Annotated in this window: 10 protein-coding genes; 5 read left to right on the top strand and 5 right to left on the bottom strand. The window is 69.7% G+C overall.

The features are described from left to right. Nucleotides 1-18 precede the first annotated feature (18 nt). Nucleotides 19-1,809, bottom strand: coding sequence for a beta-N-acetylhexosaminidase (locus ABT345_RS19165; RefSeq protein WP_345079789.1), 1,791 nt, complete (start codon nucleotides 1,807-1,809; stop codon nucleotides 19-21). A gap of 630 nt (nucleotides 1,810-2,439) precedes the next feature. On the opposite strand from ABT345_RS19165, the gene ABT345_RS19160 reads away from it, so the two are divergent. The 5 genes from ABT345_RS19160 to ABT345_RS19140 all read left to right on the top strand — a co-directional run bounded on the left by ABT345_RS19160 (nucleotide 2,440) and on the right by ABT345_RS19140 (nucleotide 6,506). Then, entirely contained in the window at nucleotides 2,440-2,913 is a 474-nt protein-coding gene (locus tag ABT345_RS19160) for a 2-oxo-4-hydroxy-4-carboxy-5-ureidoimidazoline decarboxylase (protein WP_386459565.1), read from the top strand. A 181-nt stretch (nucleotides 2,914-3,094) separates the two neighbouring features. Then, nucleotides 3,095-3,475, top strand: a complete 381-nt coding sequence (gene sdhC, locus ABT345_RS19155; protein WP_037678497.1) for a succinate dehydrogenase, cytochrome b556 subunit — start codon at nucleotides 3,095-3,097, stop codon at nucleotides 3,473-3,475. A gap of 9 nt (nucleotides 3,476-3,484) precedes the next feature. After that, nucleotides 3,485-3,958 carry a succinate dehydrogenase hydrophobic membrane anchor subunit gene (locus ABT345_RS19150; protein ID WP_345079781.1) on the top strand — a complete coding sequence of 158 codons (474 nt, stop codon included), beginning with the start codon at nucleotides 3,485-3,487 and terminating at the stop codon, nucleotides 3,956-3,958. A 20-nt stretch (nucleotides 3,959-3,978) separates the two neighbouring features. Next, entirely contained in the window at nucleotides 3,979-5,733 is a 1,755-nt protein-coding gene (sdhA, locus tag ABT345_RS19145) for a succinate dehydrogenase flavoprotein subunit (protein ID WP_345079778.1), read from the top strand. Next, nucleotides 5,733-6,506, top strand: a complete 774-nt coding sequence (locus ABT345_RS19140) for a succinate dehydrogenase iron-sulfur subunit (protein ID WP_345079775.1) — start codon at nucleotides 5,733-5,735, stop codon at nucleotides 6,504-6,506. The genes sdhA and ABT345_RS19140 overlap by 1 nt, the downstream gene beginning before the upstream one ends. 153 nt (nucleotides 6,507-6,659) lie before the next feature. Here the strand turns inward: ABT345_RS19140 and ABT345_RS19135 are convergent, their stop codons facing one another. The 4 genes from ABT345_RS19135 to ABT345_RS19120 form a co-directional block, all read right to left on the bottom strand. Continuing rightward, entirely contained in the window at nucleotides 6,660-7,181 is a 522-nt protein-coding gene (locus ABT345_RS19135) for an FBP domain-containing protein (RefSeq protein ID WP_345079772.1), read from the bottom strand. Between the two features lie 295 nt (nucleotides 7,182-7,476). Next, on the bottom strand, nucleotides 7,477-8,667 hold the full coding sequence (locus tag ABT345_RS19130; protein ID WP_345079769.1) for a S8 family peptidase: 1,191 nt from the start codon (nucleotides 8,665-8,667) through the stop codon (nucleotides 7,477-7,479). 188 nt (nucleotides 8,668-8,855) lie between these two features. Beyond that, nucleotides 8,856-10,049, bottom strand: a complete 1,194-nt coding sequence (locus ABT345_RS19125) for a S8 family serine peptidase (RefSeq protein WP_345079766.1) — start codon at nucleotides 10,047-10,049, stop codon at nucleotides 8,856-8,858. A 119-nt stretch (nucleotides 10,050-10,168) separates the two neighbouring features. Next, on the bottom strand, nucleotides 10,169-11,509 hold the full coding sequence (locus ABT345_RS19120) for a hypothetical protein (protein WP_345079763.1): 1,341 nt from the start codon (nucleotides 11,507-11,509) through the stop codon (nucleotides 10,169-10,171). Nucleotides 11,510-11,542: the final 33 nt, after the last annotated feature.

The raw sequence follows: 11,542 nt of genomic DNA, 5'->3' as shown, positions 1-11,542 counted from the left end.
CGCGCCGGGGCCGCCGCCTCACCCCTTGCTCGACACCTTCGTGGCCAGCTCCTTGAAGTCCGTCCAGCTCATCGAGGGTTTCCGCGGGTCCCACACCTTCTGCGACAGCGCCGCCAGCGGCATCCGGATGCCCTGGGCGATCTGCTGCGGCGTCTGGGCGTGCGAGAGATCGCACCAGATCGCGAAGCGCGCGCCCGGGATGCGGTCCGGGGTGGTCATGCTCGCCGGGACGTCGACGGGCGAGGTGTGGCGCAGCACCGCGGGCGTCCACTCGCGGAAGATCCGCTCACCGGTCGGATAGGTGAACTGATTCGGCTCGCCGAGCACGTAGTAGAGGTACTCGTCGTTGAGGTTGACCACTTTGCGGCCCTCGCGCAGGAAGCGGGCCGGGTCGTTGGCGCCGATCTCCTTGCCGGTCCAGTAGCCGACGGTGCGGTTCTTGTCCGCCTGGACGCGCGTGTCCTTGAAGAAGCCGTCGTTCCACGCCTCGATCCGGTCGCGCCCGGCCTTCTCGGCGGCGCGCTGCCGGTCGTTGAGCCAGCCGGTCGCGAGGTCCTCGATGGTGCCGTTCGCGCCGTACTTCTTCCGGGCGGCCTGGGCGAGGCCCGGGTACGAGGCGGCCGGGTTCGCGACCGTCAGCGCCTGGTACTCGTCGCCGCCCAGATGCCAGTAGGCGACGGCGCCCTTCGGCACCTCGAAGAGCTTCCCGTACTCGCCGATCAGGTCGTCGATGAGCTTCCCGGCGGCCGGCTTGGAGATGTCGATCGCACCGCGCAGCACCTTCCCGCTCGCGTTGCGCAGCTGGAGGTCGGGGTGGTGGTCGAGGACGGCGCCGAGGTGTCCGGGCGAGTCGATCTCGGGGATGACGCTGATGTGCCGGGAGTGCGCGAGGCGCAGGATGCGGCGGACCTCGTCCTTGGTCAGATGGTCCTGGGAGACGATCTCCGGGTGGCTCTCGCTCTCGATCCGGAAGCCCTGGTCGTCGGAGAAGTGCAGCTGGAGCTGGTTGAGCTTGAGGTCGCCCAGCTCCCGGACGCGGTCCTCGATCCAGCTGGCGGTGAACGGCTTGCGGGCGTTGTCCAGCAGCATCCCGCGCTGCGCCCGGTCCGGCCGGTCCTCGATCGTGCCCTCGGGCAGCCCGCCGGCGGCGCGGACCGCCTGCTTGACGGTCCGGGTGGCGTAGAAGATCCCGGCGTCGGTCGGGGCGGCGAGGGTGAGCCGGGAGCCGCGGGCGGTCAGCGTGTACGCCTCGTCGGCGGTGTCGCCGGTGGGCGCGTTGTCCGGCCGCACCGGAAGCCCCTTGCCGTTCGTCCCGGCGAGCTTCACCTCGACGTCCCCGGGGCGTACGAGCTCGTCGCCCCAGACGACGGGCATCCCGCCCAGATCCTGTCCGAGCAGCCGCGCCTCGTCGGCGACGGTGGACTTCTCCCCGGCGGGCACCACGATCCGGGCGCCCTTGGACGGCCGCCAGCCCTGCCCGTCGGCCGGTCGGAAGTCCCGTACGGCGGGGACGGTGCGCGGGGTGCCGGTGACCTTCTGCCAGGTGGGGGTGGGCAGCGGGGAGGCCCCGCGGCCGGTGGCGCCCGGCGCCCGGGTGTCCGCCGCGTCGGAGCAGGCGGACAGCGTGAGCGCCGCGGCCACCAGCGCGGCGGGCAGCGCCGCCCGGGCCACCGGCGACCGCCCGCCGGGCGGCACGGCCCGTCTCCCGCCCGGCTCCCCCCGCCACCGGCCCGTCCGCCGGCCCGGCGGCGCATTCTCCGGTGCCGCCTTCGGCCGTTCAGGGTGTCCTGGCCGACTCGGGTACGACATCGCACGCTCCTTACTGCTCGGTTCTCTCCTCGCCGTGCCGCGCCTGCCCGCGGCCGGACGCACCGGTACGGGGAGCGCGGGTCCCGCCGTGCCCCGGGGCGCCGCCTTCCCGGGGCTGGCCCCGCGGGCGTGCGCCGCCCGGCGCGGCGGGCCGCCCCCGGCGCACGGGCCCGCGGACGGACCCCGTCGCACCGAAGGCGGTCCCTCGGGCGTGTCCCTGACGTCCCGTCGCGAAGCGGACGGAACCCCGGGGACACGCCCTAGGGAAAACCTCTCTCATCCGGGTGAAATTCGCGCATCCGTCGGACAAGGGCCACCCGGCGTCGTTACGGTGGCGTTTCGGTTCATCACACCGCGCGCAGGGCGTCCGGATCTCCGGACGGCCCCGGCCGACGCCCCGTCGTCACGACACGCCCCGGCCGCCGCGTCCGCGATCCGAAACCCGCACCGCCTCCGTCAGCCGCCGCACACCCGGCCCGCACCACCCGCTCGTCCGATCCTCCCGAGGAGCCCCCGCTGTCCGGTGACACCCCGGCCGCCCGGCCGACGATGCTGCGCCCGCCGTGCGCGCCCTGGCGCGGCATACCCTCGCAGAGCCACGGCGCCCGGCCCCCGCTTTCGGACACCGCCGTGCCCGCCACCTTCAACGCCCTGCCGCCGGACGACGCCCTCGCCGCGCTGCTGACCTGCTGCGGCAGCCGCCGCTGGGCCCAGCGGCTGGCCCGGCACCGCCCGTATCCGGACCTCGGCGCGCTGCTCGCCGCCTCCGACGAGGGCTGCTACGACCTCTCCGCCGCCGATCTGGACGACGCGCTGGCCGCCGAATCGGCCTCCCCGATGCCGGCGCTCGGCACCCCCGGCCCGGGCACCCTCGCCGCGCACACCGCGCTGCGCGCCGCCCACGCCGAGTACGAGCGCCGCTTCCGCCACGCCTTCGTGATCTGCCTCGACGGCTACGGCGAGGACGAGGCGCTGGACCAGATGCTGGCCGGTATCCGCACCCGGCTCGGGCACGACCCGGACGAGGAGCGGGCGATCGCGGCAGATGAGCTGCGCCGCACCGTTCGCGGGCGTCTGGCGCGCCTTATCACGGGATGCCCATAACATCCCGTTTTGCTCTTGTGTGATAGCCCGTTGGTGGCTGTTTGATCACACCTGTAGGGCCCCGGGGCAATGAACCGACAAGGCGTCGCTACGATGACCAGGGCCGGTGGACCGTATCCGGCCGGGCCAGACCGACAGAGAAGCCGGCAGGCCCCAATCCCCGCTCCCGGAGGGTTTTTCCGTGCCGGCTGGAACGCTGTACCGCGGCCGGGAAGGCATGTGGTCCTGGGTGGCTCACCGAGTCACTGGCGTCCTCATCTTCTTCTTCCTGTTCGTGCACGTCCTCGACACCGCTCTCGTCCGCGTCTCGCCCGAGGCGTACGACGACGTCGTCGCGACGTACAAGACACCCATCGTCAACGTGCTGGAGTACGGCCTCGTCGCCGCGATCCTCTTCCACGCACTCAACGGTCTCCGCGTCATCGCCGTGGACTTCTGGTCCAAGGGCCCGAAGTACCAGAAGCAGATGCTGTGGACCGTTGTGGGCGTCTGGGTCGTGCTGATGGCCGGTGCCTTCTACCCCGTGCTGCAGCACACCCTGCGCACGCTGTTCGGGAGCTGATGACGCGAGATGTCTGCTGAAACGACCTCCCCCGCGGGTGCCTCCGACGTCACCCTCTACGACGTGGACAACCCGGCGCCGGTCATCGAGCCGCCCCGCAAGCGCACCGGGAAGACCCCGAAGTCGACGCGGACCAACTTCGAGCTGTACGGCTGGCTCTTCATGCGGCTGTCCGGCATCGTGCTGGTCGTCCTGGTCCTCGGTCACCTGCTGATCCAGCTGGTGCTGGACGGCGGCGTCTCCAAGATCGGCTTCGCCTTCGTGGCCGGCCGCTGGGCCTCGCCGTTCTGGCAGGGCTGGGACCTGCTGATGCTGTGGCTCGCGATGCTGCACGGCGCCAACGGCCTGCGTACGGTCATCAACGACTACGCCCAGCGGGACAACACCCGCTTCTGGCTGAAGATGCTGCTGTACACCGCCACGGTGTTCACCGTCCTCCTGGGCACGCTGGTGATCTTCACCTTCGACCCGAACATCCGCTAACGCCGGGGCTGACGAGACCAATGAAGATCCACAAGTACGACACCGTCATCGTCGGCGCCGGCGGCGCGGGCATGCGCGCGGCGATCGAGTCGACGAAGCGCAGCCGCACCGCGGTCCTGACGAAGCTCTACCCGACCCGCTCCCACACCGGCGCGGCGCAGGGCGGCATGGCCGCCGCCCTGGCCAACGTCGAGGAGGACAACTGGGAGTGGCACACCTTCGACACGATCAAGGGCGGCGACTACCTGGTCGACCAGGACGCCGCCGAGATCCTGGCGAAGGAGGCCATCGACGCCGTTCTCGACCTGGAGAAGATGGGCCTGCCGTTCGGCCGTACGCCCAAGGGCGAGATCGACCAGCGCCGGTTCGGCGGTCACTCCCGCAACCACGGTGAGGCCCCGGTCCGCCGCGCCTGCTACTCGGGCGACCGCACCGGCCACATGATCCTCCAGACGCTCTACCAGAACTGTGTCAAGGAGGGCGTGGAGTTCTTCAACGAGTTCTACGTCCTGGACCAGCTGGTCGTCGAGGAGGACGGCGTCAAGAAGTCCGCCGGCGTCGTCGCCTACGAGCTGGCCACCGGCGAGATCCACGTCTTCCAGGCGAAGTCGGTCATCTACGCCTCCGGCGGCACCGGCAAGTTCTTCAAGGTGACCTCCAACGCGCACACGCTGACCGGTGACGGCCAGGCCGCCTGCTACCGCCGGGGTCTGCCGCTGGAGGACATGGAGTTCTTCCAGTTCCACCCGACCGGCATCTGGCGCATGGGCATCCTGCTGACGGAGGGCGCCCGTGGTGAGGGCGGCATCCTCCGCAACAAGGACGGCGAGCGCTTCATGGAGAAGTACGCGCCGGTCATGAAGGACCTCGCGTCCCGTGACGTCGTCTCGCGCTCCATCTACACCGAGATCCGTGAGGGCCGCGGCTGCGGTCCCGAGGGCGACCACGTCTACCTCGACCTCACGCACCTCCCGCCGGAGCAGCTGGACGCCAAGCTGCCCGACATCACCGAGTTCGCGCGGACCTACCTCGGTATCGAGCCCTACACGGACCCGATCCCGATCCAGCCGACCGCGCACTACGCCATGGGCGGCATCCCGACCAACGTCGAGGGTGAGGTCCTGGCGGACAACACCACCGTCGTCCCGGGTCTGTACGCCGCCGGCGAGGTCGCCTGCGTCTCCGTCCACGGCGCCAACCGCCTGGGCACCAACTCGCTGCTGGACATCAACGTGTTCGGCCGCCGCGCGGGCATCGCCGCCGCCGAGTACTCCGAGGGCCACGACTTCGTCGAGCTGCCCGAGAACCCGGCGCAGCAGGTCGTCGACCAGGTCGAGCGGCTGCGGAACTCCACCGGCACCGAGCGCGTCACCGAGCTCCGCAAGGAGCTGCAGGAGTGCATGGACGCCAACGTGATGGTGTTCCGCACCGAGCAGACGATCAAGACCGCGGTCGAGAAGATCGGCGAGCTGCGCGAGCGCTACCTGAACGTGTCCATCCAGGACAAGGGCAAGCGGTTCAACACCGACCTGCTGGAGGCCATCGAGCTGGGCAACCTCCTCGACCTGGCCGAGGTCATGGCGGTCTCCGCCCTGGCCCGCAAGGAGTCCCGCGGCGGTCACTACCGCGAGGACTTCCCGAACCGCGACGACGTCAACTTCATGCGGCACACCATGGCGTACCGCGAGGTCGGCGCGGACGGCAAGGAGTCGATCCGTCTCGACTACAAGCCGGTCGTCCAGACCCGCTACCAGCCGATGGAGCGTAAGTACTGATGAGCACCCCGACTCTCGACAAGCACTCCGCGGCGCTGGACGCGGCCGAGAACACCGCTTCCCACACGATCACGGTCACCTTCCGGATCCGCCGGTTCAACCCGGAGGTCTCGGAGGAGGCGAGCTGGCAGGACTTCCAGCTCGACATCGACCCGAAGGAGCGTGTCCTCGACGCCCTCCACAAGATCAAGTGGGACCAGGACGGCACCCTGACGTTCCGCCGCTCCTGCGCCCACGGCATCTGCGGTTCCGACGCCATGCGCATCAACGGCAAGAACCGTCTGGCGTGCAAGACGCTGATCAAGGACATCAACCCGCAGAAGCCGATCACGATCGAGGCCATCAAGGGCCTGACGGTCCTCAAGGACCTGGTCGTGGACATGGAGCCGTTCTTCCAGGCGTACCGCGACGTGATGCCCTTCCTGATCACCAAGGGCAACGAGCCGACCCGCGAGCGCCTGCAGTCCCCCGAGGACCGCGAGCGCTTCGACGACACCACCAAGTGCATCCTGTGCGCCGCGTGCACGTCGTCCTGCCCGGTGTTCTGGAACGACGGTCAGTACTTCGGCCCCGCCGCGATCGTCAACGCGCACCGCTTCATCTTCGACAGCCGTGACGAGGGTGGCGAGCAGCGTCTCGAAATCCTCAACGACAAGGACGGCGTCTGGCGCTGCCGCACGACCTTCAACTGCACGGACGCCTGCCCGCGCGGTATCGAGGTCACCAAGGCCATCCAGGAGGTCAAGCGAGCGCTGATCACCCGGCGCTTCTGATCTCCGTCCCCGGCCGCCGCACGGCGGCCGGGGACCCAGGGGCATGGGAAAGGCCCCGCATCCGGATTCCGGGTGCGGGGCCTTTCCCATGGGAAGCCTGCGGCCCCGGGCGGACCGGGCGCCAAGGCGCGGCCGCCCGGCGGGCCCTGCCCTCTACCGCCTGCGGGCCGCCGACGCCCCCGCCGTCACCTTCTCCAGGAACTCGTCCAGATTCCGCATCATCCGCGCGATCCGCTCCTCGACCGGCAGCGTCTCCTCGTACCGGGCGGCGAGCTGCGAGCGCTTCTTCCCGCGGACGTACAGCGAGCAGGCGAGATCGGCGCAGAAATACGCCCCCACGGTGTTCCCCTCGCGCCCGGAGGCGCCCGCGCGGCGGGCGGCGAGCAGGCTGACGCCGGAGCCGGGATGCCCCGTGAGGCACACCGAGCAGACCGTCGTCTTCGTGAAACTCCGCCGCACCCCCTGCGGCACCCGCAGCGTGACCCCCGTCAGCCCGTCCGCCCGCGGCACCACGAGATAGCTCCGGTCCGGCGCCCCCTGATCCCGCCACCCCAGGAAGTCGAGGTCCCCCCACGGCAGCTCCCCCATTTCCCGGGGCAGATTGATCCGCCCCGCCTCCCCCTTCGAACAGTTCACAAAGGAGGCACGGATCTGCTTTTCGCCTATGGGGTCCATGAGCAGGAACGTAGCAGCGGGCAGGCGGGCATGTCGTCCGGTTTTCTCCCGCCCGGAACGGCCCGCCCGGGACCCGTCCGGAACGTCCCGCCTGGCCCGCCGGGACGACCCGGCCCGGCCCGCCCGGGACGGCCTTCCCTGCCCCCGCCCCCGCACACGGTTGAGGCCGCCACCCGGTGCCGGGCAGCGGCCTCAACCGTGAACGCGACCGATGTCGCGGATTCCTTGGTGCGCTTACGCGCGATGGTGCGCTTGTGCGCGACCGGTGCGCTTGCGCGCGACGTGGCGGGCCGCCTCAGCCCCAGGACTGGCTGCCCGAGTTCCCCCGACGCCGTACCAGCATCACCCCACCGATGACCACACCGAGCACGATCACCACACCCAACCCGATACCGCCGTACAGCAGCACCGCCTGCTTCCCACCCATCGGCGGATCAGGATCCTGCCCCTTGTCCGCCCCCGCAACAACCGGCGTCTTCGACGCCTTCCCCTCCGGCATGGGGAGCGGACCGGCCGCGGGACCGGCGGGGATGTCCTCCCGCAGCGCCGGACCGGGCTGGATGTAGCCGTAGCCGTAGTGCGCGTCGGGGAGCTTGAGGTTCTTGTCCTTCTCCGCCTGCGCCAGCCCGGCGGTCTTCACCAGACGGTTGGCGATCTGCCCCGGGGTGAGGTCCGGGAACTTCTCCTTGAGGAGAGCCGCGGTGGCGGAGACATAGGCGGTGGCCGCCGAACTGCCGTCCGCGGTGCGGTAGTCGGCATCGCTCTTGCCCATGGCGACCGGGATCTTCACCCCTGGGGCGAGGAGGTCAAGGGTGGAGTTGTAGTTGTTGGAGTCGGACGCCTCGCCGTACTCGTCCACCGCCCCGACGCCGATCGCCCCCGGGCACGCCGCGGGGAACTCCTTGTCCGCGACCGCGTCGTTGCCGACACCTGCCACCACCACCGCGCCCTTCTCCAGGGCGTAGTGGATCGCCGGGCAGATGTCCGTCGACTGCGTCTCGATGAAGGACATGTTGATGACGTCCGCACCGTGCTCGGCCGCCCAACGGGTCGCCGCCGCGGCGTTCTTGTACGTCGGCACCGGCATGATCTTGGCCCCGGGCGCCAGCCCCTTCACGCCCTCGGAGCCGCCGGCTCCGTGCCCGTGCCCGGCGATGATCCCGGCCATCGCGGTGCCGTGATCGCGGATGTCCTCGTCCTCGCCCAGCGAGTCGGAACCGTCGCCCTGCGAGGTGTTCGCGAAGTTCTTCCCCGCGACGAACTGACCGCTCAGGTCCTGGTGAGTCTCCCGGAACCCTCCGTCGAGGACCGCGACGGTGACGCCCTTACCGGTGGCCGACTCCCACAATTTCTCCGCCTTGAAGGCCGTCAGCGGCCACTGATTGCTGCGAACGGAGTCCGCCTGCGCAGCTCCGCCCGCGGACAGCAGCAGCGCTCCCGTCAACGCGGCGCCCGCCGTGGCGCGCAATGCCCGGGTGACCCTCATCTTCGCTCCCTCTCGCTCTGCTGTCTGGACGCGACGTCCCTGGCCGGGCTCGATCTCCTCCCCCCTTCACGACCGGGGCAGGGGCATGCGATGCCGTCGAGGCAGGGATGGTCCATGGACGGAGGGCCGTCACCCACCGCGGCGGATGACGGCCCTCTGACGTTCGTTCGGAATGCCTACGCGGGACCTCAGCCCCAGGACTGGCTGCCCGAGTTCCCCCGACGCCGTACCAGCATCACGCCACCGATGACCACACCGAGCACGATCACCACACCCAACCCGATACCCCCGTACAACAGCACCGCCTGCTTCCCACCCATCGGCGGATCAGGATCCTGCCCCTTGTCCGCCCCCGCAACAACCGGCGTCTTCGACGCCTTCCCCTCCGGCATGGGGAGCGGACCGGCGGCAGGACCGGCAGGGATGTCCTTCGTCAGCGCCACCAGCGGCTTGATGAAGCCGTAGCCGTAGTGCGCGTCGGGGAGCTTGAGTCCGTCCTTCTCCGCCGATGCCGGCAGTCCGGCGGTCTTCACCAGACGGTTGGCGATCTGCCCAGGCGTGAGGTCCGGGAACTTCTCCTTGAGAAGAGCCGCGGTGGCGGAGACGTAAGCGGTGGAGATGGAGGTACCGCTGGACTTGCCGTAGCTCTTGCCGTCGGCGCTGAGGACGGGGACGTCAACACCCGGGGCCAGGAGGTCCACGTTGGAGTTGTAGTTGCTGCCGTCCCAGACCTTGCCGTACTCGTCAACCGCGCCCACACCGATCACGCCGGGGCAGCCCGCGGGAAGATTCTTTTCCGAGAGCCCGTCGTTGCCGACACCCGCCACGGCCACCACGCCCTGCTCGACGGCGTAATGAAGCGATTCGCACAGGTCCGGAGTGTTCTTGTCCGCCACGAACGACATGCTGATGACGTCGGCGCCGTGGTCAACTGCGTACCGAACGGCCTCGGAAGAATTCTTGTCCGCTGTGAGAGGCAAGATTTTCGCGCCAGGAGCCAGACCTTTGAGGCCCTGACTTCCCCCCGGTCCGTGCCCGTGACCGGCAATCAGGGCAGCCATGCTGGTGCCATGGGTACGCGGATTCTCGCCCGGCTCGGGCTGGTACTCACCTTCGGCGGTGGAATTCGGAAATTCGTGTCCCGCCAGAAACTTCCCGGTGAGGTCCTGGTGGTCCGTGAAGAACCCACCATCGATCACGGCAACCGTTACGCCCTTTCCTGTCGCCTGCTCATGGGTGCTCGCCGCATCAAAAGCAGTGGAACCCAGCGGCCACTGACCGCTGCCGGACTCATCCGCGGCGGCCCACCCACCGGTGCCGAGGAAAAGCGCTCCGGTCAGCGCAGCACCAACGGTCGCGCGAAGGGTACGTGTGACCCTCATGCCTTGCTCCTCACTTGCTTCGTCCCGGGCGGCAGCCGACCGCCTGCGAAGGTGCCCCGCACCAGGCCGTGCGGGGCACCTCTGAGCACCGGCAGGGCCGCCGGAGCCGTCGTCTCGTGCTACTCGATCACGCGGGGCGCCACATTACGCTGCGAGGTCCACGTCTCTTCGTCCTCGACAAGGTAGTCGGGGCGCTCCTTGCCCTCGGCCTTCTTCTCCTTTTTGCCCTTGCCCGCGGCGCCGGCCATGCCCGGTCCGCCCTGGGCCCCGCCGCGGCTGCGGTGCAGACCGGCGCCGCCCTGCTTCAGGCCGCCGGCCGGGCCGCCGGGCTTGCCCTTTCCGGCACCGGGGACACCACTTCCCACTGCTCCGGGGCGCGCGCCGCCGATACCGGCACCGGTGCCGGACCGCATACCTCCGGCGCCCGGCATACCGATGAGACCGGGCACGCCCATTCCGCCGATCCCACCGCCTGAGTTGGTACTGCCGGAGCCGCCCCCACCTCCGGGGAACCCGCTGCCGATGGCGGGAGTCGTCGGTGTGGGCAGTCCGCCGTGGACACTGTCGAGGTCGGTCTGAGGGACCGGTCCGAGCGACTTGATGTTTCCGAGCGCATCACGCCGGATGCCCGCGCCGCCGCCTCGAACGTGGGGCGAAACCGATCCCGGAGTGGGGGAAGTCCCTCCTGTGATCGGCATGTTGACCGGGGCCGGAGGCGAGTACGGATCAGGCTTGGTGGGCCAGTCCCCTCCCCCTCCAGGGGGTGGGCCGGGCGTGATCTGCTGGTGCTGGGCACGGTAGTTCGCGGCCAGTTCCTCCATCACGATGACCGCTTCGACCTGGCGCTCCTTGCTCAGCGAGAGCTTGTCCCGGTTGAGTTCGAGGGCCATCTTGGCGTCCATCTTCGGATTCGCCATGTCCTTGTGGAACTGGGAGTCGTCACCCGAAGAGTTGAAGGCGCTCTCGACCTTGCCCGGATCCTCGATCTTGGACATGGCCTTCTTGGCCTCGCGGAGGCTGTGGGCGACGCTGGCCTGGGGCCCCGCCGACCGGCTGCCGATGAGCACGGCTTCGATCTTGCGGGCATGGAGGTAGGTGCGATCGATCTTCTCCAGGACCTTCACCGACTCACGCCGGAACGCGTCGGCGGCCGTGCCGCTCCAGTGCTTCGATGCGTGGTCCACCGCGTCGGCGAAAGCCTTGCGGATCCCGCCTCGGCCGTCCTCGCCCGCGAGCCGATCGGCTGATGCCCGCCAATGGTCACCGGATCGCTCCAGGGCCTCCGGGGAAGCGTTCTCCAGCATCTTGCGCAACGCGTTGATGCCGTGGTGATGAAAGTCCGAGGTGGACTTCTTGACGGGCTTGTACCCGTCGAACTGCTTCATCCCCTCGGTGCGGTGCTTCTGATCGATCTGCTTCGCGTACGCCTTGTTGCCGTCGTTGTCCATCGTGCCCGGCATGGTCTTCTCCCCCTAGTCATCGCCGATACAGCC

The organism is Streptomyces sp. NPDC000404 (genome assembly GCF_040300365.1).
GTDB classification, from domain to species: domain Bacteria; phylum Actinomycetota; class Actinomycetes; order Streptomycetales; family Streptomycetaceae; genus Streptomyces; species Streptomyces ramulosus.
The sequence above is the reverse complement of the archived record's forward strand: the minus strand, read 5'-3'. Positions and strand labels throughout refer to the sequence as shown.